At 67.8% G+C, this 24,614-nt stretch carries 25 protein-coding genes and 1 pseudogene; 11 read left to right on the top strand and 15 right to left on the bottom strand.

Annotated features, from left to right (window positions below; genetic code table 11):
* The 8 genes from AC3A6P_RS34840 to AC3A6P_RS34805 form a co-directional block, all read right to left on the bottom strand.
* On the bottom strand, window positions 1-1,679 hold a 1,679-nt coding region (locus AC3A6P_RS34840; RefSeq protein WP_487697030.1), incomplete at its 3' end, for a malate synthase G.
* 25 nt (window positions 1,680-1,704) lie between these two features.
* Window positions 1,705-2,604, bottom strand: a complete 900-nt coding sequence (locus AC3A6P_RS34835) for a 3-methyladenine DNA glycosylase (RefSeq protein ID WP_487697028.1) — start codon at window positions 2,602-2,604, stop codon at window positions 1,705-1,707.
* Window positions 2,597-3,664: a hemolysin family protein gene (locus AC3A6P_RS34830; protein WP_487697026.1), complete on the bottom strand. Its 1,068-nt coding sequence runs from the start codon at window positions 3,662-3,664 to the stop codon at window positions 2,597-2,599. The genes AC3A6P_RS34835 and AC3A6P_RS34830 overlap by 8 nt, the downstream gene beginning before the upstream one ends.
* Window positions 3,664-5,025, bottom strand: coding sequence for a hemolysin family protein (locus AC3A6P_RS34825; RefSeq protein ID WP_487697024.1), 1,362 nt, complete (start codon window positions 5,023-5,025; stop codon window positions 3,664-3,666). The genes AC3A6P_RS34830 and AC3A6P_RS34825 overlap by 1 nt, the downstream gene beginning before the upstream one ends.
* Before the next feature lie 202 nt (window positions 5,026-5,227).
* On the bottom strand, window positions 5,228-6,664 hold the full coding sequence (locus tag AC3A6P_RS34820; RefSeq protein WP_487697022.1) for a GuaB1 family IMP dehydrogenase-related protein: 1,437 nt from the start codon (window positions 6,662-6,664) through the stop codon (window positions 5,228-5,230).
* Window positions 6,665-6,751: 87 nt separating this feature from the next.
* The gene (gene gndA, locus AC3A6P_RS34815) at window positions 6,752-8,206 is read right to left on the bottom strand and encodes an NADP-dependent phosphogluconate dehydrogenase (RefSeq protein WP_487697020.1); all 1,455 of its coding nucleotides are present in this window, start codon (window positions 8,204-8,206) and stop codon (window positions 6,752-6,754) included.
* Between the two features lie 128 nt (window positions 8,207-8,334).
* Window positions 8,335-9,282, bottom strand: coding sequence for a M56 family metallopeptidase (locus AC3A6P_RS34810; RefSeq protein ID WP_487697018.1), 948 nt, complete (start codon window positions 9,280-9,282; stop codon window positions 8,335-8,337).
* A 14-nt stretch (window positions 9,283-9,296) separates the two neighbouring features.
* Complete coding sequence (locus tag AC3A6P_RS34805) at window positions 9,297-9,713, bottom strand: BlaI/MecI/CopY family transcriptional regulator (protein WP_487697016.1); 417 nt, start codon at window positions 9,711-9,713, stop codon at window positions 9,297-9,299.
* Between the two features lie 206 nt (window positions 9,714-9,919).
* On the opposite strand from AC3A6P_RS34805, the gene AC3A6P_RS34800 reads away from it, so the two are divergent.
* The 8 genes from AC3A6P_RS34800 to AC3A6P_RS34765 all read left to right on the top strand — a co-directional run bounded on the left by AC3A6P_RS34800 (window position 9,920) and on the right by AC3A6P_RS34765 (window position 15,762).
* Window positions 9,920-10,729: an iron reductase gene (locus AC3A6P_RS34800; protein ID WP_487697015.1), complete on the top strand. Its 810-nt coding sequence runs from the start codon at window positions 9,920-9,922 to the stop codon at window positions 10,727-10,729.
* Between the two features lie 153 nt (window positions 10,730-10,882).
* Window positions 10,883-11,299: a PaaI family thioesterase gene (locus AC3A6P_RS34795; RefSeq protein WP_487697014.1), complete on the top strand. Its 417-nt coding sequence runs from the start codon at window positions 10,883-10,885 to the stop codon at window positions 11,297-11,299.
* 123 nt (window positions 11,300-11,422) lie between these two features.
* Window positions 11,423-11,725, top strand: coding sequence for an urease subunit gamma (locus AC3A6P_RS34790; protein WP_487697012.1), 303 nt, complete (start codon window positions 11,423-11,425; stop codon window positions 11,723-11,725).
* Between the two features lie 9 nt (window positions 11,726-11,734).
* A complete protein-coding gene (locus tag AC3A6P_RS34785) occupies window positions 11,735-12,046 on the top strand; it encodes an urease subunit beta (RefSeq protein ID WP_487697032.1) in 312 nt (103 codons plus the stop codon).
* Window positions 12,046-13,767 carry an urease subunit alpha gene (locus tag AC3A6P_RS34780; RefSeq protein ID WP_487697011.1) on the top strand — a complete coding sequence of 574 codons (1,722 nt, stop codon included), beginning with the start codon at window positions 12,046-12,048 and terminating at the stop codon, window positions 13,765-13,767. Before AC3A6P_RS34785 ends, AC3A6P_RS34780 begins: the two co-directional genes overlap by 1 nt.
* 19 nt (window positions 13,768-13,786) lie before the next feature.
* A complete protein-coding gene (locus tag AC3A6P_RS34775) occupies window positions 13,787-14,419 on the top strand; it encodes an urease accessory protein UreF (RefSeq protein ID WP_487697010.1) in 633 nt (210 codons plus the stop codon).
* 18 nt (window positions 14,420-14,437) lie between these two features.
* On the top strand, window positions 14,438-15,118 hold the full coding sequence (gene ureG, locus AC3A6P_RS34770; RefSeq protein ID WP_487697008.1) for an urease accessory protein UreG: 681 nt from the start codon (window positions 14,438-14,440) through the stop codon (window positions 15,116-15,118).
* Window positions 15,118-15,762 (top strand): urease accessory protein UreD, encoded by a 645-nt coding sequence (locus tag AC3A6P_RS34765; protein WP_487697007.1) that lies wholly within the window; start codon window positions 15,118-15,120, stop codon window positions 15,760-15,762. Before ureG ends, AC3A6P_RS34765 begins: the two co-directional genes overlap by 1 nt.
* A gap of 17 nt (window positions 15,763-15,779) precedes the next feature.
* On the opposite strand, the gene AC3A6P_RS34760 is transcribed toward AC3A6P_RS34765, so the two are convergent.
* The 4 genes from AC3A6P_RS34760 to AC3A6P_RS34745 form a co-directional block, all read right to left on the bottom strand.
* Complete coding sequence (locus AC3A6P_RS34760) at window positions 15,780-17,162, bottom strand: NAD(P)/FAD-dependent oxidoreductase (protein ID WP_487697005.1); 1,383 nt, start codon at window positions 17,160-17,162, stop codon at window positions 15,780-15,782.
* 90 nt (window positions 17,163-17,252) lie between these two features.
* Window positions 17,253-18,170, bottom strand: coding sequence for an LLM class F420-dependent oxidoreductase (locus AC3A6P_RS34755; RefSeq protein WP_487697004.1), 918 nt, complete (start codon window positions 18,168-18,170; stop codon window positions 17,253-17,255).
* 10 nt (window positions 18,171-18,180) lie between these two features.
* Entirely contained in the window at window positions 18,181-19,113 is a 933-nt protein-coding gene (locus tag AC3A6P_RS34750; protein ID WP_487697002.1) for an LLM class F420-dependent oxidoreductase, read from the bottom strand.
* A 95-nt stretch (window positions 19,114-19,208) separates the two neighbouring features.
* On the bottom strand, window positions 19,209-19,880 hold the full coding sequence (locus AC3A6P_RS34745; protein ID WP_487697000.1) for an SDR family oxidoreductase: 672 nt from the start codon (window positions 19,878-19,880) through the stop codon (window positions 19,209-19,211).
* Window positions 19,881-20,167: 287 nt separating this feature from the next.
* On the opposite strand from AC3A6P_RS34745, the gene AC3A6P_RS34740 reads away from it, so the two are divergent.
* A complete protein-coding gene (locus AC3A6P_RS34740; RefSeq protein ID WP_487696999.1) occupies window positions 20,168-21,220 on the top strand; it encodes an alanine and proline-rich secreted protein Apa in 1,053 nt (350 codons plus the stop codon).
* Between the two features lie 114 nt (window positions 21,221-21,334).
* Window positions 21,335-21,642: pseudogene (locus tag AC3A6P_RS34735) on the top strand (GlsB/YeaQ/YmgE family stress response membrane protein).
* On the opposite strand, the gene AC3A6P_RS34730 reads toward AC3A6P_RS34735, so the two are convergent.
* Both AC3A6P_RS34730 and AC3A6P_RS34725 read right to left on the bottom strand, forming a co-directional pair.
* Window positions 21,639-22,634 carry an Acg family FMN-binding oxidoreductase gene (locus AC3A6P_RS34730; protein WP_487696997.1) on the bottom strand — a complete coding sequence of 332 codons (996 nt, stop codon included), beginning with the start codon at window positions 22,632-22,634 and terminating at the stop codon, window positions 21,639-21,641. The pseudogene AC3A6P_RS34735 and the gene AC3A6P_RS34730 sit on opposite strands and share 4 nt — an antisense overlap.
* A gap of 85 nt (window positions 22,635-22,719) precedes the next feature.
* Window positions 22,720-23,190 (bottom strand): hypothetical protein, encoded by a 471-nt coding sequence (locus AC3A6P_RS34725; protein WP_487696995.1) that lies wholly within the window; start codon window positions 23,188-23,190, stop codon window positions 22,720-22,722.
* A gap of 92 nt (window positions 23,191-23,282) precedes the next feature.
* On the opposite strand from AC3A6P_RS34725, the gene AC3A6P_RS34720 reads away from it, so the two are divergent.
* Entirely contained in the window at window positions 23,283-23,906 is a 624-nt protein-coding gene (locus AC3A6P_RS34720) for a CGNR zinc finger domain-containing protein (RefSeq protein WP_487696993.1), read from the top strand.
* Here AC3A6P_RS34720 and AC3A6P_RS34715 read toward each other — a convergent pair.
* Window positions 23,850-24,614, bottom strand: a complete 765-nt coding sequence (locus AC3A6P_RS34715) for a CPBP family intramembrane glutamic endopeptidase (RefSeq protein WP_487696991.1) — start codon at window positions 24,612-24,614, stop codon at window positions 23,850-23,852. The genes AC3A6P_RS34720 and AC3A6P_RS34715 overlap by 57 nt on opposite strands.

Here is a 24,614-nt window from a genome sequence, read left to right as displayed (position 1 = left end):
TAGTGCAGGGCGTGCAGGGTGGCCGCGGTGGGGGAGGGCACCCAGGCCGTGGTCGCACCGGACTTGGGCTGGCCGATCTTCTGCTCGAGCATGTCGGCCATCAGATCCGGCATGGCCCACATGCCTTTGCCGATTTGGGCTTTGCCGGACAGGCCGGCGGCCAGGCCGGTGTCGACGTTGGCGTCTTCGTAGGCTTTGATCCAGGGCTGGGCCTTCATGGTGCCTTTGCGGACCATGGGGCCGGCTTCCATGGAGGTGTGGATTTCGTCGCCGGTGCGGTCGAGGAAGCCGGTGTTGATGAACACCACGCGGTCGGCGGCGGCTTTGATGCAGGCTTTGAGGTTGGCGCTGGTGCGGCGTTCTTCGTCCATGATGCCGACCTTGAGGGTGCCTTGGGGCAGGTTGAGGACGTCTTCGACGCGGGAGAACAGTTCGCAGGTGAACGCCACTTCGTCGGGGCCGTGCATTTTGGGTTTGACGATGTAGATCGAGCCGGTGCGGGAGTTGAGCAGGGGGCCGTTGGCTTCGGTGTTCTTCAGGCCGTGGATGGCAATCAAGCTGGTGAGCAGCGCATCCAGAATGCCTTCGGGGACCTCGAGGTCTTCGTCGGCGCTGCCGCGGAAGGTGATGGCGTCGTTGGTCATCAGGTGGCCGACGTTGCGGACGAACAGCAGGCTGCGCCCGGGCAGGGTGAGTTCTTCGCCGTCGGGTCGGGTGTAGACCCGGTCCTGGTTGAGCACGCGGGTGAAGGTGGTGCCGGCTTTGGTGACGTCTTCGGCCAGGTCGCCGCGGTTGAGGCCCAGCCAGTTGCGGTAGCCGAGCACCTTGTCCTCGGCGTCGACGGCGGCGACCGAGTCTTCGAAGTCCATGATGGTGGTGACCGCCGATTCCAGCACCACGTCTTTGATGCCGGCGGTGTCGGTGGCACCGATGGGGGAGTCGGCGTCGATGAGGATTTCGATGTGCAGTCCATGATTGACCAGCAACACCGAGGTCGGCGCATCGGGTTCGCCCAGATACCCGGCGAACTGGTCGGCGGTGATGAGCTCGGTGTCGAGATCGTCACCCAACGCGACCACCAGTTTGCCGTCCTCGACGGTCAGTGCGGTGGCTTCGGTCCAGGATCCGGCGTCCAGTGGGGTGGTGTCGTCGAGGAACTTGCGGGCGTAGGCGATGACCTTGTCGCCGCGCACCTTGTTGTAGGAGGTTCCCTTTTCGGCGCCGTCGTCTTCGGGGATCACGTCGGTGCCGTAGAGGGCGTCATACAGGGAACCCCAGCGGGCGTTGGAGGCGTTCAGGGCGAAGCGGGCGTTGAGCACCGGCACCACCAGCTGCGGGCCGGCGGTGGAGGTGATCTCCGGGTCCACCCCCGAGGTGGTGATGGTGAAATCGTCGGGAACCGGTAGCAGATAACCGATTTCACGCAGGAAGGCCTGGTAGGCCGCCGCGTCGTGGGGCTCCAGGACATGGTGGCGATGCCATTCGTCGATCTGGGCCTGCAGTTCATCGCGGCGGGCCAACAACTCCGCGTTGCGCGGGGCCAGGTCGGTGACCACCTTGTCGGCCCCGGCCCAGAAACTGTCCGGATCCAGATCAGTGCCCGGCAACGCCTCGTTGTTCACGAAGTCATGCAGCACCTTGGCGACCCGCAAGTTACCCACGGTCACACGCTCAGTCATTGGTCCTCCTCGGCCGGCAATCGAATCATCCTACCCGTCGGTAACCGGCGGCTTGGTCAGTTATGGCCATCAACAGCAGGTCACAGCGTTCTCGCAATGCAGAGCGCAGAGCGGCCGCGCGTAGCGACAGCTCACGCTGGCAACGCACATACTCGGCGCGGCCCGTCGCGTCCTCGATCCGAATCGGTGCGAAACCGTACTCGGTCAGGTCATACGGGCTGGCCCGCATGTCCAGCTCACGGGCGTCGGCGGCCAGATCAAGACAATCCAGCAGCAAAGTCGACTCGATGAGCGGGCCGAGTTTGCCTGCGAACTTGTACAGGTCCATCCCCGCGTGCAAACAGCCAGGTTGTTCCCGGTCCACTTGCGTTTCCCGGCGGAGTGCGACGGTGTTGCGAGGCGCGGCGGCGTCGGTGAAGAAGCGGAACGCGTCGTAGTGAGTGCACCGCAGCGGCATCGATTCCACCACGGCATCGGTGCCCGCCGCGCCGAGCCGCAACGGAACCGCGCCGTGGCGGACCTCGGAACTGCGGTACACCATGGCCCATTCGTGCAACCCGAAACAGTTCCACTGGGCCGGGCGTGCCTCGGTCGCGGACAGCAGGTCGGCGATGAACTGCACCGTATCCTGACGGCCCTGCAGGTAATCGGTTCCGACGGTCACCCCACAGGGGTGTTGGACGTATCCGGTGCGGCCCAGATACTCCGTGCCCTGGGTCAGGATCAGGCCGTACCCGGGGTGCCAGCGCACCAACTGCCGGGGCCGCAAGCTGTAGTAGGTGAACAGGAAATCCCACACCGGATGCGGCACGCCGGCCGCAGCCCGGCGCCGATGTGGGGCCAGGAACGCCTCGGCCCGGTCGCGGTGCGCCGCGGCGCGTGCCCGCCAAGCCGATTCGGGGAGCACCTCGACCTGGTCAGACACGGTGCGTCCCGTCGCGCACGGTGCCCACCAAGTCCTCCACCAGGTCCTCGAGCGCCACCATCGCCACCACCGGTACCGTCGGCCCGCCCTCGCCCTGGGTGACCAACGCCAAGTGGCTGTTGCTGCGCCGTAGCCGCGACAGCGCGTCGGGCAGGGGCAACCGCTCGGGGACGTGAGGCAGCGGCCGGATCACCGACAGATCGACCACGGCGTCGGGATCATCGCCCAGGGCCAGGACGTCCTTGATGTGCAGGTAGCCGATGTAGATCCCGTCGACCCCGGTGACCGGGAACCGGGAGTAGCCGGTTTCGACCAGGGCTTGCTCCACCGCCGCGATGGTGGGGCCGGAGCCGGCGGCTGCCACGGGCACGGCGCGGATCTCCGGCAGGCGCACCGCAACATCGGAGACGACCCGGTTGCGGATCTGCAGGGCCCGGGTCAGCCGGGTGTGCTCTTCCGGGTCCAACAGGCCTTCGGATACCGATTCGGCGATCATCTCCGAAAGCTCGACGGTGGACACGGTGACATCGAGTTCGTCCCTGGGTTCCACCCGCACCGCGCGCAGCGTGATGTTGGCGCACCAGTTGTAGAACGCGATGAACGGCTTGGCCGCCCGCACGTACACCAGGTACGCCGGAATGAGCAGCATGGCCGTGGATTCCGGCCCGGCGATCGCGATGTTCTTCGGCACCATCTCGCCCAGCAGCACGTGCAGCGTCACCACGACCGCGAGCGCGATGATGAACGACACGGTGTGCAGCACCGCATCGGGAATGCCCAGCAGTCCGAACGGACCCTCCAGCAGGTGCGCCACCGCCGGCTCACCGACGCGGCCCAACAGGATCGAGCAGATCGTGATGCCCAGCTGCGCACCTGCCAGCATCAAGGACAATTGCTCGCCGGCCCGGATCACCGTCACGGCGCTCTTCTTGCCCTGTTCGGCCAGTGCCTCGAGCCGGTCGCGGCGGGCGGAGATCAGGGCGAATTCCGAACCCACGAAGAAGGCGTTGGCGCCGAGCAGCACCACGGTGAGCAGCACGCCGAATATGTCGCTACCCATCAGTGGTCCTCGTCCTCGTCGTCCCGCGGATCCAGCTGGGTGAGCTCGAGCTGGTCGATGCGTCGGCCGTCCATGGCCACGACGGTGGCTTGCCAGCGCACCGGCTCGTCGAGCGGAGTGTCGGGGTCGAATGCCCGCAGCTCCACCGATTCGCCGTTCTCGGGGATGTGGCCGAGTTCCTGCAGCACCAGGCCGCCGATGGTGTCGTATTCGCCTTCGGGAGCCCGGTAGCCGGTGGCCGAGGCCACTTCGTCGATACGCAGCAGGCCGGAGACCTGCCACCCGCCGCCGGCCTTGACCACGTCGGGTGTGGCGTCGTCGTGCTCGTCTCGCACATCGCCGACGATCTCTTCGATCAGATCTTCGACTGTGACCATGCCCGCGGTGCCGCCGTATTCGTCGACCACCAGCGCGGTCTGCAGGCCGTTGCCGCGGATCTGGGCGAACACCGCGTCGCCGTCGAGGGTGGACGGCACCACGGCCACCGGCTGGACCAGCGTGGAGAGCTTGGTGGTGTCCCGCTGCTCCCGCGGGATCTCGAAGACCTGCTTGATGTGGACGATGCCGACGGTCTCGTCGAGGTCGCCGTCGATGATGGGGAAGCGGGAGTAGCCGCTCTCGGCGGCCGTGGCCACCAGGTCGGCGACGGTGTCTTCGGCCTCCAGCGCGACGATCTTCTGGCGCGGTGTCATCAGTTCCTCGGCGGTGAGCTCGCCGAACTGCAGCGACCGGTCCACGAGCGTGGCGGTGACCGCGTCGAGGGAGCCGCTACGGGCGGAGTTGCGCACCAGCGCCACCAACTCCTGGGGCGAGCGCGCCGAGGCCAGCTCGTCGGCGGGTTCGATGCCCATCCGGCGCAGGATCCAGTTGGCGCTGCCGTTGGTGGCGATGATGGCCGGCTTCAGCAGCATGGAGAACACCAGCTGCGGGCCCGCCGCTGCGCGCGCGGTCGGAAGGGGCCGCGCCACAGCCAGGTTCTTCGGTACCAGCTCGCCGAACACCATCGAGATCGAGGTGGCGATCAGCAGCGACAACCCCAACGCCACGCCGCCGATACTGCCCTCGGGCAGGCCGACAGCTTCCAGACCGGGTGCGATCAGCCGAGCCACCACCGGCTCGGCGAGGTAACCCGTGGCCAGTGTGGTGATCGAGATCCCCAATTGGGCACCGGACAGCTGGAACGACAGGGTGCGGTGCGCGCGCTGGACGAACTTGTCGCGCCGGTGACCGCTGCGGGCGTTGGCCTCGACCGTGCTGCGTTCCAGCGCGGTGAGGGAGAATTCCGCCGCGACGAACAGTGCGGTGCCTGCGGTGAGCACCAGGATCGCGAGCAGGGACAAGACGGTGAACCACCCGCTCATGGGCGCGTCACCGCCGTAGGTGAGCCGGGCCTGATGCCCGGCTGACTAGAGGATGGCTCGGCGTCCTGCGCCTCGGGGTCTTGCATGACGACCGCTGGCGCGGCATCACTGGGTGCCTGGGGCACTGAGTCTCTTTCTTTCGGCCCTGATTTCATCATGGCGGGATTACCCACTCAGGGATCACATATTAACGGCAGACTGCTCACCAGCCAGCGGGCAACGGATGTCCTTCCGCGAAACCCGCCGCCGACTGCACTCCCAGCACCGCCTTCTCGTACAACTCCGGCACGGTGGCCGCACCGACGTAGGTGCAGGTGCTGCGCACTCCCGAGGTGATGTGGTCCAGCAGGTCCTCGACGCCGCCGCGCTGCGGGTCCACTGCCATCCGGGAGGTGGAGATCCCTTCCTCGAACAGCGCTTTGCGGGCGCGGTCGAAGGCACCGTCGGCAGCGGTCCTGGCGGCGACGGCGCGTTTGGACGCCATGCCGTAGCTCTCCTTGTACGGACGGTCGTCACGGTCGCGCAGCAGGTCGCCGGGGGACTCGTACGTGCCCGCGAACCACGAGCCGATCATCACGTTGGAGGCACCCGCCGCCAGCGCCAGTGCCACGTCGCGGGGGTGCCGCACACCGCCGTCAGCCCATACATGGCCGCCGAGTTCCCTTGCCGCCGTAGCGCATTCGAGTACCGCGGAGAACTGAGGACGCCCCACGCCGGTCATCATCCGGGTGGTGCACATGGCACCGGGCCCGACACCGACCTTCACGATGGTGGCGCCTGCGTTCAGCAGGTCGCGGGTGCCGGCGGCGGAGACCACGTTGCCCGCTGCCAGCGGCAGGCCCAGATCCAGCTTCGCCACCGCGGTGATGGCGTCGATCATCTTCTGCTGGTGGCCGTGCGCGGTGTCGACCACCAGGACGTCGGCACCGGCTTCGGCCAGTGCGGTGGCCTTCGCCGACACGTCACCGTTGATGCCGACCGCCGCGGCGATGCGCAACCGGCCTGCGCTGTCGACCGCCGGCGTATAGATCCCCGCGCGGATGGCGCCGGTGCGGGTCAGTACACCGGCCAGGGTGCCGTCGGCGTTGGTCAGCACCGCCACAGCGATCGGAGCGTGCTCCAACAGATCGAACACCTTGCGTGGATCGGTGCCCACCGGCGCGGTGACGAAGTCTGCTGCCGCCACGTCGCGGACCCGGGCGAAGCGGTCGACGCCGACGCACGCCGACTCGGTTACCAGGCCGACGGGGCGGCCTTCTTCGACGACGACCGCCGCGCCGTGGGCTCGTTTGTGGATCAGCGCGACGGCATCCGACACCGAATCCTCGGGTGCCAGCATCACCGGGGTGTCGGCGATCAGGTCACGGCTCTTGACGAAGTCGACGGACTCCTTGACCGCCGAGATCGGCAGATCCTGGGGTAACACCACGATGCCGCCGCGGCGCGCCACCGTTTCGGCCATCCGGCGGCCCGCGACCGCAGTCATGTTCGCGACCACCACCGGAATCGTGGTGCCGGTGCCGTCCGCGGTGGACAGGTCGACGTCGAACCGCGACGCGACCTCACTGCGGTTGGGCACGACGAACACGTCGTCGTAGGTCAGGTCATACGGGGGCTTGTGGCCTTCGAGAAACTGCACGTACCTCAGGGTACTTCGTGCCGAGCAGCCACAAGTCCGAGCGCCGCGGGCCCGCAAGCTCGACTTCGTGACTGCTCGCGGCGGAAATCAGGCCTCGACCTCGCTGCGGTCACCGCTCCACAGCGTATGGAATCGCTTGGTGTGGTCGGTGTCGATCCGGCCGTAGGTGTGGGCGCCGAAGAAGTCGCGCAGACCCTGGGTCAGGGCGGCGGGCAGCCGCTCGGTGCGCAGGCCGTCGTAGTAGGACAGCGCCGAGCTGAAACCGGGGATCGGGATGCCCAACTCGGTGGCCTTGACCACCACCCGGCGCCAGCTGTCGATCGCGGCCTCGATGGCATCGCGGAAATACGGGTCGACGATCAGCGTGGGCAGATCGGGATCGTTGTCGAACGCGTCCTTGATCCGGTTGAGGAACTTGGCCCGGATGATGCAGCCGCCGCGCCAGATGGTGGCCATGTCGCCGGGGGTGATGCCCCAGTTGTACTCGTTGGAGCCGGCCTGGATCTGGTTGAAGCCCTGGGCGTAGGCGATGATCTTCGACGCGTACAGCGCCTGCCGGATGTCCTCGGTGAATTGTGCTGCGTCAGTGGGCTTTTCGCCCAGATCGCCCGATGCCAGGCCCGTGGTTGCCTTGCGCTGGGCCACCGAACCGGACAGGGCGCGGGCGAACACCGCCTCGGCGATACCGGTGACGGGCACCCCGAGGTCGAGGGCAGACTTCACCGTCCAGCGTCCGGTGCCCTTCTGCTCGGCCTCGTCGAGGATCAGGTCCACCAGCGGTTTGCCGGTCTTGGCGTCGGTCTGGCGCAGCACCTGGGCGGTGATCTCCACCAGGAAGCTGTCCAGGTCGCCCTTGTTCCACTCTTCGAACACGTCGGCGATCTCGGGTGCGGACTTGCCCAGCCCGTCGCGCAGCAGCTGGTAGGCCTCGCCGATGAGCTGCATATCGGAGTATTCGATGCCGTTGTGCACCATCTTGACGAAGTGGCCGGCGCCGTCGGGGCCGATGTGGGTGCAGCACGGCACCCCGTCGACGTGGGCAGAGATCTCCTCGAGCAGCGGGCCCAGCGACTCGTAGGACTCCTTCGGGCCGCCGGGCATGATCGACGGGCCGTTCAGCGCGCCTTCCTCACCGCCGGAGATGCCGGCGCCGACGAAGTGCAGGCCACGCTCGCGGATGGCCTTCTCCCGCCGGATCGTGTCCGTGTAGAGGGCGTTGCCGCCATCGATGATGATGTCGCCTTCTTCCATGGCGTCGGCGAGCTCGTTGATCACGGCGTCGGTGGGCTCACCGGCCTTGACCATGATGATGACGCGGCGCGGCTTCTCCAGCGCATCCAGGAATTCCTCGATGGTCTCGCTGCGGACGAAGTTGCCGTCGGAACCGTGCTCGGCCAGCAGCGCGTCCGTCTTGGCGATCGACCGGTTGTGCAGGGCGACGGTGTAGCCGTGCCGGGCGAAGTTACGGGCCAGGTTGGAGCCCATCACGGCCAGACCGGTGACGCCGATCTGAGCGGTACCGGTGGTGGAAGAGTCGGTCATGGGGGCCCTTTCGGTTCTGATTCCGGCACAGCATCGAGCTCAAGTCTGGATCGAGGAAGAGCCTAGTCGTACCCACCCGTCCCCGGCCGTGCGTCCCCGGCTCCTTCGTCGCCGCCTCGGCGACCGGCCTAGCCGGAGAAGAGGCGCTGCAGCTCGTGCAGCCACGGCACCGCGACGGCGATGGTGGGCACCACCAGGATCGCGACCGCGCTCAGGTATGCCGCGGCGGCCAGTGGTGCGCTGTTGGGGCGTCCCGCCAACCGCCGCACCCGGATGACGGTGGTGGGCCCGCCGGCGGCGAGCGCCCCCTTCGGTGCGCGGCCCGCGGCACACGCGACGAGCGCCCGGGCCAGGGGAGTGGGACCGGCGGCGCGTACGGCGGCATCGTCGGCGAGCAGCTCGATCAGCAGGCGCACGGCGTCGAGGGCGCTGCGGCTGCGGACGAACCGCGGGAATGCCACGTACACCGCGATGAAGGCTTCGAGGACCAGGTCATGGCGGGCTCGCAGATGCGCACGCTCATGGGTCAGGATCGCGGTCACCTCGTCGTCGGCGAGGGCGCTCAAGGCCCCCTCGCTGACCACGACGCGTCCGCGCACGCCGGGCAGGCAGTAGGCCAGCGGCTGCTGGACGTCGAGGATCCGCAGCTCGCTGGCTCGGGTACAGGCCTGTGCGGCGGCGCGCTCGTGGCTGACGCCGAGGATGTCGACGAGTGTGCGGTGGTAGGAGCGGCGCCGACGGGTCGAGATGAACACCTGCGCACCGGCCACCATCAGGCGGGCGCCGATCAGCAGCGTCAGTCCGAAGACGGTGATCGATCCCAGCCACAGCGGCCAGCCGAGCTGGTCGATCTCACCGAGCAAGGTGGTGGGACGCCCGTCGGGGCCGGGCACGAAAAGCCGGCTGGCGATCGCGATTCCGGCGCTGAAAGCGGACAGGACGGCCGCGACGGCGATGGACTGCCACAGCACCACGGCGGCCCGCGGCGCGCGCAGTGGCCAGGTGGCCCGCGCCAGCAGGGCCGGTACGGGACCGACCAGCAGCAGCGCGAGAACAGAGAAGGCCAGCGCGGACACGCTGACAGTATCCGTCAGTCGGTGACGACGTCGCCAGCCGAGGTGGTCACACCGTGTTTTGCTTCCAACTCGGCGAGCGCGCGGCGCAACGCTTCCGCCTCGTCCGCACCCACCCGTTCCACGAAATGCACCAGTGCCGCCTGGCGGCTACCGGTATCGGCGGCCTGATCCAACGCGTCGACCATCAGGCCGGCCACCAGTTCGTCGCGGCCGTGCATGGGGGCGTATCGATGGGCGCGGTCGTCGCGGTGCTGCACCACGAGGTGCTTCTTGGCCAGCCGCTGCAGAACCGTCATCACCGTCGTATACGCCAGATCGCGGCGCTCTGAGAGCGCCTCGTGCACCTGGCGCACGGTTTGGGGTTCCGGCGCCGACCACAGACGGTCCATCACCGCCTGTTCGAGTTCTCCTAAACGAGCCACCTTGGCCATGTTCCGTTCTTCTCTGAAAACGATGTCGACAGACTACTCGCGTTTACTACCGGCCGTCGTATCTACCGCCGTCCTCTGTAACCAATGCCACCCGCCGATAGTTCCGCTGCCGGCGGCTGTGAAAGCAGTCACAAGCAGTCACAGGTATTCCCCCGTAGCTCTCATGCTTTTATGGTTAGGCTTACCTAAGCATACTAGGAGGTGCCATGACTGCCCTGATCGACGATCCGCTCATCGCGGGTATGACGATCCGCCGGGTTCTGCCGCTGCACGAATCGAGTCGACGGCTGCGGGTGCTCTATCCGGAGTGTCCTCGGGTGTATGGCGTGGCGGTCATGGGCGACGTGTCCAAACGCAGGTGGTGGCCGCTCACGGCCGCCTTGACCGGCGACCGTCTCGAGGTCATGTTCGCCGCGGCCGCCGAGGAGATGGACAGCAGGACCGCGGCGGCCCAGCAGTTGGCGGCCACGCTGGCGCACGCCGTCATCGGCCGGGTGGTGGCGCTGGTGGTGCTCGAAGGCCGCGCCTGGGACACCGGGCTGGAAAACCTCTGGGTGCACGTCGACTCCGAGGGCGCCATCGATTGGCTCGGCGTGGTCGATCCGACGGTGCGTGTGCTGCCCGACGATCCGTGTGCGCGCCACGGCCGGCCCGCCGAAGGTGTGGTGGAGCTGCCCAGCGAAGCGGCGCTGGCGACTTGGATCGCCCACCGCTGCCACCGGTCGTTGTCTCCGCTGTTCGCCAAACTCCACGACATCAGCGGTGGGGCGGTGAGCATCGAGTCCATGTGGCACACCGTCGGTACGGCCATCGTGGTTGCGGCCACACAGGTGCCGATGCTCGCCGGCTACAGCGAGGTGGTCGGGATGCGTCGTGGCCAGGCGGTGCTCGACGCGCTGGTCGGCTTCGGCCTGCCGGTGCGCGGCCAGACCCGCCCGCGGCTGCGGGCCGGTCATTTTTCTCGTCCGATTCGCAACGAAGGTCTTGCGAAATTAGGGCAGCCTTGCCTATATTGAATGAGTCGAGGCTAACGGACCGAGCCGGAGTCCTGAGGGCTGCAGAGACCCCCGGTCCACTCGAGAGGCGAGCCCCGCGCATCATGCGCGGGGCTCGCCGTCTTTCTGGGCACAGGTGCTGAGGCGCCCCCGATCCCCGTGTAAACAGAAGGGGTGCAAGCAACTCCGTCGGGCCTGCCCGACTTCACCGCGCCTTTCGACACCGAACTCGGTCTGGTCTTCACCGAGATCAGCCCGGACGGTGCCAAGGCCGAGCTGGAAGTCAAACCGTCCTTGCTCCAGCCCGTGGGCATCGTGCACGGCGGTGTGTACTGCTCGATCATCGAGAGCATGGCCAGCGTCTCGGCCTACGTCTGGCTGTCCGCGCACGGCGGCGGCAACGTCGTCGGCGTCAACAACAACACCGACTTCTTGCGCGCCATCTCCTCGGGCAAGGTCTACGGCGTCTCCGAGCCGCTGCACCGCGGTCGTCGTCAGCAGCTCTGGCTGGTCACCGTCAACGACGAGAAGGACCGCACCATCGCTCGCGGTCAGGTGCGCTTGCAGAACCTCGAGGCCGAAACCGACTGAGCTTGCCAGCGCAGCTCGTTCCTCGCTGCGCATCGGCGCTCGAACGGTGCGATGGTTCGGCTTCTCAGCGCAGCTCGTTCCTCGCTGCGCATCGGCGCTCGAACAATGGCAGGATCCATCCTCATGCGTTTGACCCCGCATGAACAGGACCGGCTACTCATCTCGTACGCGGCGGAGCTCGCCCGTCGGCGGCAAGCCCGCGGCTTGAAGCTCAACCATCCCGAGGCCGTCGCGCTCATCACCGACCACCTTCTCGAAGGTGCCAGAGATGGCCGCACGGTCGCCGAGCTGATGAGCAGCGGCCGGGAAGTATTGACCCGCGATGACGTGATGGAGGGAGTCCCCGAGATGCTCTACGACGTCCAGGTGGAAGCCACGTTCCCCGACGGCACCAAGCTCGTCACCGTCCACCACCCGATCTCGTAGAGCATGGCTGTGATCCCCGGCGAGATCCTGTTCGGCGACGGCGACATCGAACTCAACGCCGGTGCCGCGCGCCTCGAACTCGAAGTCCTCAACACCGGCGACCGCCCGGTCCAGGTAGGCAGCCATGTGCATCTGCCGCAGGCCAACTCCGCCCTGTCGTTCGACCGGGCCGCCGCGCACGGCTACCGGTTCGACATCCCGGCGGGCACCGCGGTGCGCTTCGAACCCGGTGTCGCCCAGACCGTGACGCTGGTGCCGCTCGGCGGCACGCGTGAGGTGCACGGCCTGTCGCTCACCCCTCCCGGAAAGCTTGATGCCTGATGGCGAACCTGTCCAGGTCCCGGTACGCCGCCCTGTTCGGTCCCACCACCGGCGACCGTGTCCGCCTGGCCGACACCGACCTGCTCATCGAGATCACCGAGGACCGCAGCGGCGGGCCGGGATTGGCCGGTGACGAAGCCGTCTTCGGCGGCGGCAAGGTGCTGCGCGAATCGATGGGGCAGTCGCGGGCGACCCGCGCCGACGGCGCCCCCGACACCGTCATCACCGGCGCGATCATCATCGACTACTGGGGAATCATCAAGGCCGACATCGGCATTCGTGACGGGCGCATCGTCGCGATCGGCAAGGCCGGCAATCCCGACGTCATGTCCGGGGTCCACCCCGACCTGGTGGTGGGCCCGTCGACGGAGATCATCGCCGGCAACGGCCGCATCGTCACCGCGGGCGCCATCGACTGCCACGTTCATCTCATCTGCCCGCAGATCATGGAAGAGGCACTCGGCGGCGGCATCACCACCATCGTCGCCGGCGGCACCGGCCCGGCCGAGGGCAGCAAGGCCACCACCGTCACGCCGGGCTCGTGGCATCTGGCCCGGATGCTCGAGGCCCTCGATCACTGGCCGCTGAACATCGCGCTGCTCGGCAAGGGCAACACCGTCAGCCACGAGGCCATGTGGGAGCAACTGCGCGGCGGCGCGGCGGGCTTCAAGCTGCACGAGGACTGGGGCACCACCCCGGCGGCCATCGACGCCTGCCTGACGGTGGCCGACGCGGCCGGGGTGCAGGCCAACATCCACACCGACACCCTCAACGAGATGGCGTTCGTGGAGGACACGCTCGCGGCGATCAAAGGCCGGTCCATCCACGCCTATCACACCGAAGGTGCCGGTGGCGGGCACGCGCCGGACATCATCACCGTCGCCTCCCACCCGAACGTGCTGCCCAGCTCCACCAACCCGACCCGGCCGCACACCGTCAACACCCTCGACGAGCACCTCGACATGCTGATGGTCTGCCATCACCTCAACCCGAGCGTGCCCGAGGACCTGGCGTTCGCCGAGAGCCGCATCCGGCCGTCGACCATCGCCGCCGAGGACCTGCTGCACGACATCGGCGCCATCTCGATGATCGGCTCCGACGCCCAGGCCATGGGCCGTATCGGCGAGGTGGTACTGCGCACCTGGCAGACCGCGCACGTGATGAAGAAGCGCCGCGGTTTCCTCGACGGCGACGCGGGAGCCGACAACAACCGGGTACAGCGTTACGTCGCCAAGTACACGATCTGCCCGGCGGTCGCGCACGGTATGGACGCCGAGATCGGCTCGGTCGAGGTGGGCAAGCTCGCCGACCTGGTGCTGTGGGAGCCGGCCTTCTTCGGGGTGCGCCCGCACGCGGTGCTCAAGGGCGGCATGATCGCCTGGGCCGCGATGGGTGATGCCAACGCCTCCATCCCGACGCCGCAGCCGGTACTGCCGCGCCCGATGTTCGGTGCGGCACCGACTGCAGCGGCCGCCACATCGGTGCACTTCGTGGCCCCGCAAGCCATCGAGGACGGCCTGGCCGACCGGCTGGACATCAAGCGCCGACTGGTTGCGGTGGGCAATGTTCGCAAGGTCGGCAAGGCGGACATGCCGCTCAACGACGCCACGCCGAGGATCGAGGTGGACCCCGACACCTTCACCGTCCGCATCGACGGCCAGGTGTGGGAAGAGCAGCCGGCAGCGGAATTGCCGATGGCTCAGCGTTACTTCCTGTTCTAGAAGCGGAGTCCAGTCCAGAGTGATCACCACCCTGCTCAACCTCGCCGACTCCCGCCTTCCCACCGGCGGGCACGTGCATTCCGGCGGTATGGAGGAGGCTGTCACCAGTGGCCTTGTCACCGATCTGGCGACGCTGGAAGCGTTCCTGCGCCGGCGCATCCGCACCAACGGTCTGGTGACGGCCTCGGTGGCGGTGGCCGTGCAGACCGCCGCGATCAGCATCGGATCGGCCGACCTGGAGACCGATGCGCGCACACCGGCACCGTCGGCCAGGGCGTCGTCCCGGGCCCAGGGGCGGGGTCTGTTGCGCCTCGCGCGGCGGATCTGGCCAACGGATGCTGACTGGGCGGTAATGGGCCGGGCCCCACACCTCGGCGTCGTGGCAGGGGTGGTGGGCAGGGTCAGCGCTCTCGATCCGCAACACACCGCCCTGGCCATGGTCTACACGACCATGACCGGCTCGGCGACCGCGGCACAGCGGCTGCTGGCGTTGGACCCCGCCGACGTCGCCGCGGTGACGTTCACCCTGGCCGACGTCTGCGAGCACACCGCGTTGGAAGCCACCGCCGGGCTCGCCGACCTGTCCGACCCCCTGCTCGACGTGCTGGCGCAGCGGCACGCCGAGCGTGACCGGCCGCTCTTTGTATCCTGAAGTACTGAAAGGTCAACAATGCCACCACATTTCATCGACGGTCAGCCGCACGGTCACAACGACCGGCCCAAGCGCGTGCGCCAGCCCGGCGAGCCGCTGCGTATCGGTGTCGGCGGCCCGGTCGGCTCGGGTAAGACCGCTCTGGTGGCCGCGCTGTGCCGCCAGTTGCGCGACGAATTGTCCTTGGCGGTGCTGACGAATGACATCTACACCACCGAGGACGCCGACTTCCTGCGCCGGCATGCTGTGCTGCCCGACGACCGGATCGCCGCGGTGCAGACCGGCGGCTGCCCGCACACGGCGATCCGCGATGACATCACCGCGAATCTGGATGCCATCGACGACCTGATCGCCGCGCACGACGACCTGGATCTGATCCTGGTGGAGTCCGGCGGTGACAATCTGACCGCGACGTTCTCCTCGGGGCTGATCGACGTGCAGATCTTCGTCATCGACGTCGCCGGCGGTGACAAGGTGCCGCGCAAGGGCGGACCGGGCGTCACCTTCTCGGATCTGCTGGTGATCAACAAGACCGACCTGGCACCCATGGTGGGCGCCGACCTCGACGTCATGCGCCGCGATGCGGGTGCGGTCCGGGACCACCGGCCATTCGTGCTGATCAGCCTGACCGATGACCCCGCGGCCTCCGAAGTGCTGGCCTGGGTCCGGGGCCAGCTGAAGGTGGCGCAAGCAGTCTGATGCATTCAGAGGTCGTGATCGTGGCGCAGGCCGGGCGCCTGCCGCGGATCCAGTGCCGGGGCGGGTTGACCGCGCGCAGCACGGTGACCGACACCGTTCATCTGCTCTCGGCGGCTGCCACACCGTTGGGCGGGGACACCATCAGCATCCGCGTGGTGGTCGAGCCGGGGGCACGGTTGTGTCTGCGCAGTGCGGCGGCCACCGTGGCGTTACCGGGGGCGGGGGAGTTGACCTCACGGGCCGCGATGCACTTGGAGGTCGCGGGACACCTGGACCTCGATCTTGAGCCAACGGTCATCGCCGCCGATGCCCGCCACCTCACGTCGATCACGGTGGCCGTCGAGGGGGCCGGCAGTCTGCGACTTCGCGAACGGGTGCAGATCGGCAGAACCCATGAGCGCCAAGGCTTCTGGAGCGGTGCGCTGCGCGCCGATGTGAAGGGTCAGCCCTTGCTGCGCCACCGTGTCGAACTGGGGACCGGCGCCGTCGCCGATGACGCGGTGTCGGCCCCGCGCGCCTGCGTCAGCGAACTGGTCTATCCAGACGACACCGCCGGCGGGATCGGGCCTGCTCGCAACGGAGCGGTGGCACTCGACCTCGCCGGCGGCGGAGTCCTGACGACGTGGCAGGGAGAGCGGCTCTAGCTACCAGGCCGCAACCGCTAACTCGCCTGTTTCTCGTCGTCGACGCTGGCGGCCAGTTCCTCCAGCTGTTCGATGCGGGTTCTGGCGTAGGCCTGCTGTTCGGTGATGGTCAGCTGACCGCGCTGGCGGCTCAGGAACGTCGCCGCCCACGACAACAGCGTGGCGATCTTGGTCTTGAAGCCCACCAGGTAGATCAGGTGCAGACCCAGCCATGCGAGCCAGGCGATGAAGCCGCCGAACTCGAATTTGCCCACCTTGGCGACCGCGTTGTACTTCGACACCGTGGCCATCGAACCCTTGTCGAAGTACTTGAACGGCTCGCGCGGCTTGGGGATGGTGCCGTGCTCGCGCGCCTTGACCTCGTTCTTGACGATCTCGGCGACGTACTTGCCGCCCTGGATGGCACCTTGGGCCATGCCGGGGACGCCGGGCACGAAGGCCATGTCGCCGACGACGAAGACGTTCGGGTGACCGGGGATCGACAGGTCCGGGTTCACCTTCACCCGTCCGGCGCGGTCGATCTCCACGTCGGACTGGTTGGCCAGGTCGCGACCGAGTGGGCTGGCCTGCACACCGGCCGACCACACCTTGGTGGCGGCTTCGATGCGGCGGGTGGTGCCGTCGGGATCCTTCACGGTGATGCCGTTGCGGTCGACGTCGGTGACCATGGCGTTCAGCTGGATCTCGACGCCCATCTTCTCCAGTCGCTCCTTGGCCTTGAGGCCGAGCTTCTCGCCCATCGGGGGCAGCACCGCCGGGGCGGCGTCCAGCAGGATCACATGCGCTTCGGTGGGATCGATGTGCCGGAAGCTGCCCTTGAGCGTCTGGTCGGCGAGTTCTTGGATCTGGCCGGCCATCTCCACGCCGGTGGGACCGGCACCCACGACCACGAACGTCAGCAGTTTCGCGCGGCGCACGGGGTCGCTGGAGCGCTCGGCCTGCTCGAACGCCCCGAGAATGCGTCCGCGCAATTCCAAGGCGTCGTCGATGGTCTTCATGCCGGGCGCCCACTCGGCGAAGTGGTCGTTACCGAAGTAGGACTGTCCCGCACCGGCGGCCACGATCAGGGTGTCGTAGGGCGTGCGGTAGGTGTGGCCCAGCAGCAGGGAGTCGACGGTCTTGTTCGCCAGGTCGATATGGGTGACCTCGCCGAGCACCACCTGGGCGTTGTGCTGCTTGCGCAGGATCAGCCGGGTGGGCGGGGCGATTTCTCCTTCGGAGATGATGCCTGTGGCGACTTGGTAGAGCAGCGGCTGGAACAGGTGATGCGTCGTCTTCGCGATGAGCTTGATGTCGACATCAGCGTGCTTCAACTTCTGCGCAGCGTTCAATCCGCCGAAGCCGGATCCGATGATGACAACTTTGTGCTTATCGGTCGCGGTGGCTCCGGGATGGCTCATTTTGGGCTCCTCCAATGGCTACACACAGAACAACGTCTACGGTAGTCGTACCCATTTCGGTCGTCTTCGTGAGATGCCACACCGGTTTTTTCAGGGTGTGACTAGCGGTTTCAACGCTTCGCCGGCAGCAGTGATGGCACCAGGAGTGTAGTACGGCATGTTGATGATGATGCCGTCGATCCCGGCGTCGAGGACCTTGGTCTTGATCTGCTCGGCCACCGACTCCGCGCTACCGACCACCATCCGCTGACTCATCTCGGCCGGCGCCATGTCGGGGGTGGCCTTGTCGTCCACCAACGCGGTGATCAGCATGCTGGTCTCCAGCGTCGCGGGATCCCGGTCGATCTCCTCGCAGCGCTTCTCGACCACGGCCAGTTTGCCCGCCAGTTCGTCGAAGCCCGCGATGACGTTGAGGTGGTCGAAGTGCCGTACCGCCAGCGGGATGGTCTTCTTCTCGCCGCTGCCGCCGATCATCAGCGGGATGTGGTCGCGGTAACGGGGCTCGGCCATCGCTTCCCGGGTCTGGTAGTACGTACCGTTCACTGTGGGCCGTTCGCCGGCGAGCATCGGCAGGATGATCTGCAAGGCCTCGTCGAGCTTGTTGAACCGGTCGGTGAAGGTGCCGAACTCGAATCCGAGCTGATCGTGTTCGAGCTCGAACCAGCCGGTGCCGATGCCCAGGATCGCCCGGCCGGCACTGATCACGTCGAGCGTGGTGATGGCCTTGGCCAGGAGCGTCGGATTGCGGTAGGTGTTGCCGGTGACGAGCGTGCCCAGTTGGACGCGTTCGGTGGCGACGGCCAGGGCACCCAAGGCCGTGTACGCCTCCAGCATGGGCTGATCGGGGTCGCCGAGCATCGGCAGCTGATAGAAGTGATCCATCACGAACACCGAGTCGAAACCTGCGGCCTCGGCTTCCTGCGCTTGCGCGATGACGGTGGGAAACAGCTGCTCGACGCCGGTGCCGTAGGAGAAATTCGGGATCTGGAACCCGAGTTTGATCGTCACTGTCTCGACCCTAGCGACCGGCGAGGAGGGGCGTCAGCAACTCGGCCACCGCAGTGATGCCGCCGGGTTGGTATCCGTTGATACTCGTGACGGGGGACAGGATCACCCCGTCGACGCCCGCGTCCAACACCTTGGTCTTGAGCTGGTCGACGATCTGCTCAGGCGAGCCGAACACCGCCTGCTGCCGGAAATCCTCGGGAATCGAATCGGCGGTGACGTTCTCGTCGATGATCGCGACGGCGAGCATGCTGGTTTCCAGGGTGGCGGGATCGCGGTCGATCTTCTCGCAGTTCTCCTTGACGACCTGGACCTTGCGGGGCAGTTCGTCGAAGCCGGCGATGATGTTGAGGTGGTCGAAGTGCTTGGCCGCCAACGGAATTGTCTTCTTCTCGCCGCTGCCGCCGATCATCAGCGGAATGTGGTCGCGGTAGCGCGGCTCGGCCATCGCTTCCTGGGTGCGGTAGTACTTGCCGGTGACGGTGGGTCGCTCGCCGGCCAGCATCGGCAGGATGATCTGCAATGCCTCGCCCAGCTTGTTGAACCGATCGGTGAAGGTGCCGAACTCGTAGCCCAGCGAGTCGTGTTCGAGCTCGAACCAGCCGGTGCCGATGCCGAGAATCGCCCGGCCGGCGCTCACGACGTCGAGGGTGGTGATGGCCTTGGCCAGCAGCGTCGGGTTGCGGTAAGTGTTGCCGGTGACCAGCGTGCCGAGCTGGACCTTCTCGGTGGCCGAGGCTAGTGCGCCGAGTGCGGTGTAGGCCTCCAGCATGGGCTGGTCGGGGGTACCGAGACCGGGTAGCTGATAGAAGTGGTCCATCAGGAACACGGAGTCGAACCCCGCCGATTCCGCTTCCCTCGCCTGCGCGATGACGGTGGGAAACAGCTGTTCGACGCCGGTGCCATAGGAGAAGTTCGGGATCTGCAGACCGAGTTTGATAGTCACAGTCTGGACCCTAACCACGCCTAAGCGGGGCGGGAACCCCGTTTCGCTCGACGCGAACGGGGGAATAATCGAGCCGGGGAGAGGGCCCGGGGGTTTCAGCCGAAGTGCGCCAGCTGTCCCGCGCTCACGTGCAGGGTCTGTCCGGTGATGTGGCGAGCACCCGAGGTGGTGAGGAACAGCGCCAGCCGGGTGATCTCCGCCGCCGTCGACGGCGCGGCGATCGACAGGCCGTTGTATCCGGGCTGAGAACCCTGGCCGGCTGCCACCACATTGATGGTGATGCCGCGGGTGCCGTACACCGTCGCCTGATCGGCGGTCCAAGCCGACAGCGCGGCCTTGATCGCGGACTGGGCGCTACCGTCGCGCGGGCTCTCCGGTACGACGCTCACGACGGAACCGCCGGCACGCAGGTGGTCGCCGATGCTCTGCAGCGTCAGCGCTGCCGACAGCACCGTGGTGTCGAGGGCGTTGTGCCACGCCGCGGACTGCTGAGTCAGCGAGTAGGTGCGCGGATCGCCGTCCTGCCAGCGCGGCGCCGGCACGTGGATGATGCTGTCGAGATGCTGCGGGAACGCCGAACGCGCCTCGGCGAGGCTGGCCGGGTCGGAGTTGTCGCAGACGATCGCATCGATGTCGAGCTCCTTGGCGGCGACTTCGAGCTCGTCGCGCCGCGCACCCGAGATCACAACTCGGTGCCCCTCGTCGCGGAAGCCCTCCGCGATGGTGCGTCCAAGCTCGGTATCGCCACCGGTAACCAGCACCTCCATGGCTTGACCTCCTAGTCGTTCGCCGTTGAACCACGCGTGGAGCCGCGTCGATCGAGCGCCAATGTTACTGGACAGTAGCTATGCCGGGAAACTCGACGCGGGCACGATGGTGAAACAATTTCAGCGCGGCGTGCGACACAGAGGTCAGGCGGTGTCCGACCGGGTGCCGCTGGCGTCTCGAGCAACGGTCGGCACTTGAAATCGCCGGCCCCGCAGAGGCGCGGACACACCCACACAGTGCGCAGGCCACGCTTGCGTCACGCGAGTAACACGGTAGGTTCTTCGCCATGGATGAGCCGGAGCAGAATCTGAAACGGCGCAGGTGGGGGTCGCTGACGACTGCCGCGGTATCGGGGGCCAGTGCGCTCGCCCTGGTACTGCCCGCAGCGGTCGGTCACGCCGAGCCGCTGCCCCCGCCCCCGCCAGCGCCCACGACGGTCGCCCCGCCGCCCGCCGATCCCAATGCGCCGCCGCCACCGCCGGCCGATCCGAACGTCCCGCCGCCGCCCCCGGTCGATCCGAATGCGCCGCCGCCGCCCCCGGTCGATCCGAATGCGCCGCCTCCGGCCCCGGCGGATCCCAATGCACCGCCGGTGGACCCCAATGCCCCTGCGCCCGCGCCGGCCCCCGAACCCGGCCGCGTCGACAACCCGGTCGGCGGCTTCAGCTATGTGCTGCCGCCGGGCTGGGCCGAAGGTGACGCGACCCGGCTCAACTACGGGTCTGCGCTGCTGGTCAAGCAGACACCCGCGGCCAACCCCGGCGAAGCTCCCGCAGCGGCCACCGACACCAGCATCCTGCTCGGCCGGCTGGATCTGAAGTTGTTCGCCGGTGCCGAACCCGACAACGCCAAGGCCGCCACCCGGCTCGCCTCGGACATGGGCGAGTTCTTCATGCCCTTCGCGGGCACCCGGGTCAACCAGGAGACCGTCCCGCTCGACGCCAACGGGCTGCCCGGCTCCGCGTCGTACTACGAGGTGAACTTCACCGACGAGGCCAAGCCCAACGGGCAGATCTGGGCCGGCGTCGTCGGGTCGCAGGCGGTCAACGCTCCGCGTGGGCAGCGCAACGAACGCTGGTTCGTGGTGTGGCTGGGCACGGAGAACGATCCGGTGGACAAGGGCGCCGCGGTGGCGTTGGCCAACTCGATCCGGCCGTGGAGCCCACCGCCGCCGCCGCCGGCCCCGCCACCACCAGACCCGAACGCTCCGCCGCCTCCGGTGGATCCCAACGCTCCGCCGCCGGATCCCAATGCGCCGCCGCCAGTGCCGCGCAACCAGGTGGGCGTGCCCGTCCCGGTCACCACTCCGGTGCCCGAGATGACGCCGCCGCCGGCCTGATCCGGTAGATCCGACCAGCAGCCCCGGCCCAACCGGTCGGGGCTGCTTGGTTTCGGTTGTCGAACATCGAGCATCGGTAGGTCTAATCGTGATTGTTGGGGGCATACCGGAGCGATGGACACAACGCTTGTTGCTCAATCAACGGAGATCCTGGCCCGGTCAACCACGCTGACCAGCGTCGGCTGGATCGGCTACATCATCATCGGCGCCATCGCGGGGTGGATCGCCGGCAAGATCGTCAAAGGCGGCGGCTCCGGCATCCTGATGAACATCGTCATCGGCATCATCGGCGCGCTGATCGGCGGCTCCTGCTCAGCTTCTTCCTCGACACCGCCTCCGGCGGGTGGTGGTTCACGCTGTTCACCGCGGTACTCGGCGCGGTGATCCTGCTGTGGATCGTGAGCAGGGTGCGCAGAACCTAACCCGACACCGACACCGGGGTTTCGTCGAGTTGCTCGATCACCTCCGCCAGGGGCCGGCGCGGGGTGGCGGGCAGTGGGTCGGCGTTCAACGGCGCCCACCCGACGCGCAACAGCATCTGAGGGAACCCGTCGCCGCCGAGCACCATCGCCCGCACCGCCTCCCGGGTGGCGTCGATCTCCAGTGGCTCGGTCAACGGGCAGCTCGACAGGCCCAGCGCGGTGGCGGTCAAGAGCACCACGCCCGTCGCTTCGCCGGCCCGCAGTACCGCCAACGGGTCATCGGTGGCGGTACCCAGCGCCAGCAGCACACCCGCGTCGTCTCTGGCCTGAGCCCCGCGAGGCTGGGGCAGCGCCGGGTTGGCGAACACCCGGGCGGGCAGGTCGCTGTGCGAGGTGGCCGGGGTGTTGCGCGCCGGTACCCCCGCGACGGCGCCGTAGCGCCCGCTCCACCGGGACAGTTCCACCAGATACTCGTCGTCTTCGGCGTGCCGGTGCATCGCGTCGGCCAGGACGCCGCTGAGCCGGTTCGGGAACGCGACGCGACGCAGGACGACGCCGCTGCGTGCCGCGCGGGACGCCATGAGCGCCACGTCGCCGCCGGGCACCGGCCATGAGCTGTACCAGCGCCGGTCGGTCCGTCTGCGCGGAATCGCGGCGGCCAGGGCGATCTCCTGTTCGCTGCCGCCGTGTCCGCAGATCTCGATGCTTGCCAGGTGATGTGGCTCGGCGGGGTTGGGCAGCCGGTGTACGTGGGTCTGCCATCCGAGGGCGGCCAGTGCCACGGTGAAGTGTTGCAACGCAATCCCGCAACTGAGCAGCAGATCGCGGCGGGCAGGGTCGGTGTGGGGCAGATGCCGGGTGGGATCTGCGTAGAGCTGCACCGACTGATCGCCCACCCGCCACAGCCAGGGTTGCGAGTTGTGGATCGAAGGGGCTCGCACCGCCAGCGCCACCGCGGCGCGGATGGTCTCGTTGTCAGGCAGGGTGTCCATGACACTCACTGTGGCACCGCTCACCGCCGGGGTACCGGCGAAAAGGGCCTCGATCGCGTGCCATTGGTCCCTTCTTGCGAGCCGCCTACAGTGCGGCGAGCACACCCCGCAGCTCGGCGCTCAGGCTGCCGCGGCCGGGGCGGTACAGCGGTCCGCGGCCGTCGCTGAGCAGCAGCCGCAACCGGGCCATACCGCGTGCCCGTACGGGTGCCGGCGCATGCAGCCGCAGCGCCACCTGCTCGATCAACGCGGCGTTACCGGCCACGGCGTCGCGGTCCACGGGAACCGCGGACGTCAGCCCTGCGGCGGGCCGCAGCGCCGAGCGCAGCGACCGGGCGAGGTGTTCGCGTTCCTCGAATGACGTGATGCGCGCGGCGTGACAGGCGAGTGTGGAGCCCGCTGCCGCGGCGACGTGGTGTTCGATCGCCACGTCCAGTCGGTGTGCGAACAGCCGGGCTCTGACGCGGGTCCGGCGGGAGAACTCGCCGGACCTGGAGATCGGGCGACCCTCGGGATGTCGTAACAGCATGTCCATGGCGGCTCGGTTGTGCGCCATCGTCAGCTCCCTTCGTGACTGTCAAAAAACCTATACCGGTCACGCATGACTAGTCAACAGGTTTTGCTGGTCATCAGGAGTAGGGTGGGTTCATGGTCGCGACCGATCCTTTCGGCGACGTGGAAGCCAAGCCCGCGCCGGGTGCGCTGGGACACATCCAGGCGCTGATCAACACCAGGGATCTCGAGACCGGCGCCGACCTGCTGGCCGAACCCGCGTCCGCGCGGCGCTGGCTGAGCGAGAACCAGTTGGCCGGCCACCCCGCGACTCCCGAGGAAATCGAAGCCGTCGTCGCCGTACGCGAGGCCCTGCGGGCGCTGGCGGTCCGCAACGCCGGTGGCCCGGAACCCGCGGTCGAAACGCTGCGTGGCCTGGCCGACGTCGCCGCGCACACCGCAGCCCGCGCCGTGGTGGATGCGGAGGGAACGGTGCGGCTGGAGCCGGCTGCCGATACGGTGCACGGCCGGTTGCTGGGCATGGTGCTCACGGTGCGCGACGCGCAAGCCGACGGCACCTGGGCCAAGCTCAAGGCATGTGCGAATCCCGACTGCCAGTGGGCGTTCTACGACCGGTCCCGCAACCATGGCGGTACCTGGTGTGACATGGCCGGGTGCGGAAACAAGCTGAAGAACCGCGACTTCCGGGCCAGGCGCCGCCGATCAGGTGGAGGCGTGCCAGACCAGAGCGGCGGCCAGCGCACCCATGCCGTTGAGTGACCAGTGCAGTGCGATGGGCGCGATCAGGCTGCCACTGCGGCGGCGCAGCCAGGTGAAGACGAAACCCGCGACCCCGGTGGCCACCACTGCCAGCACCACCCCGGCGATCATGCCGACGATGCCGCCGCCGAAGATCCGGGTGAAGCCGACGTTGCTGCTGGTCAGGCCCAGCGAGGTCGAGATGTGCCACAACCCGAACAGCAGTGACCCGGCGGCCGCGACGCCGCGAAACCCCCAGGCCCGGTTCAACGCGCCGTGCAGGACACCGCGGAACGCGAGCTCTTCGGGAATGACGGTCTGCAGCGGGATGATGATCATCGACGCCAGCAGCGCACCCGACAGCGTGGCGTAGTTGTCGTTCATGAACATCGGCCGGGTCCAGGGCAGCAGCGCGCCGACCGCGATCACCGACAGCACCAGGCCCACCGCCGCGGCGGCATAACCGGCGCCGGAGCGCCAGTGCTCGCGGCCAAGGCCGAGCTCCGACCAGCACAACCCGCGAGCGCGCACCAGGATCAGCAGAGCGATCGCGGCCGCAGGAACGGTGGCGATACTGGCCCACGGGGTGGTGAAGTGGGCGATCAGATTGGTCACCGCCAGAACGATGACCACGATCGCGATGTCGGCATAGATCCGGAAATGGTGGATGGCCGACAGCTGCGCCAGCAGCGGGTGCGGACGCGCGTCCACCGCGCTGACATCAGACAT

It is taken from the genome of Mycobacterium sp. Soil_C_30, assembly GCF_057656995.1.
This window is presented reverse-complemented; position numbering and strand designations above follow the sequence as displayed.

What these genes read in the sequence shown, in the direction of transcription:
- AC3A6P_RS34830 (WP_487697026.1), bottom strand. Translation starts at nt 3,664, where the DNA reads ATGGGTAGCGACATATTCGGCGTGCTGCTCACCGTGGTGCTGCTCGGC.
- AC3A6P_RS34825 (WP_487697024.1), bottom strand. Translation starts at nt 5,025, where the DNA reads ATGAGCGGGTGGTTCACCGTCTTGTCCCTGCTCGCGATCCTGGTGCTC.
- gndA (WP_487697020.1), bottom strand. Translation starts at nt 8,206, where the DNA reads ATGACCGACTCTTCCACCACCGGTACCGCTCAGATCGGCGTCACCGGT.
- AC3A6P_RS34805 (WP_487697016.1), bottom strand. Translation starts at nt 9,713, where the DNA reads ATGGCCAAGGTGGCTCGTTTAGGAGAACTCGAACAGGCGGTGATGGAC.
- AC3A6P_RS34800 (WP_487697015.1), top strand. Translation starts at nt 9,920, where the DNA reads ATGACTGCCCTGATCGACGATCCGCTCATCGCGGGTATGACGATCCGC.
- AC3A6P_RS34790 (WP_487697012.1), top strand. Translation starts at nt 11,423, where the DNA reads ATGCGTTTGACCCCGCATGAACAGGACCGGCTACTCATCTCGTACGCG.
- AC3A6P_RS34780 (WP_487697011.1), top strand. Translation starts at nt 12,046, where the DNA reads ATGGCGAACCTGTCCAGGTCCCGGTACGCCGCCCTGTTCGGTCCCACC.
- ureG (WP_487697008.1), top strand. Translation starts at nt 14,438, where the DNA reads ATGCCACCACATTTCATCGACGGTCAGCCGCACGGTCACAACGACCGG.
- AC3A6P_RS34765 (WP_487697007.1), top strand. Translation starts at nt 15,118, where the DNA reads ATGCATTCAGAGGTCGTGATCGTGGCGCAGGCCGGGCGCCTGCCGCGG.
- AC3A6P_RS34760 (WP_487697005.1), bottom strand. Translation starts at nt 17,162, where the DNA reads ATGAGCCATCCCGGAGCCACCGCGACCGATAAGCACAAAGTTGTCATC.
- AC3A6P_RS34745 (WP_487697000.1), bottom strand. Translation starts at nt 19,880, where the DNA reads ATGGAGGTGCTGGTTACCGGTGGCGATACCGAGCTTGGACGCACCATC.
- AC3A6P_RS34740 (WP_487696999.1), top strand. Translation starts at nt 20,168, where the DNA reads ATGGATGAGCCGGAGCAGAATCTGAAACGGCGCAGGTGGGGGTCGCTG.
- AC3A6P_RS34730 (WP_487696997.1), bottom strand. Translation starts at nt 22,634, where the DNA reads ATGGACACCCTGCCTGACAACGAGACCATCCGCGCCGCGGTGGCGCTG.
- AC3A6P_RS34725 (WP_487696995.1), bottom strand. Translation starts at nt 23,190, where the DNA reads ATGGCGCACAACCGAGCCGCCATGGACATGCTGTTACGACATCCCGAG.
- AC3A6P_RS34720 (WP_487696993.1), top strand. Translation starts at nt 23,283, where the DNA reads ATGGTCGCGACCGATCCTTTCGGCGACGTGGAAGCCAAGCCCGCGCCG.
- AC3A6P_RS34715 (WP_487696991.1), bottom strand. Translation starts at nt 24,614, where the DNA reads ATGTCTGATGTCAGCGCGGTGGACGCGCGTCCGCACCCGCTGCTGGCG.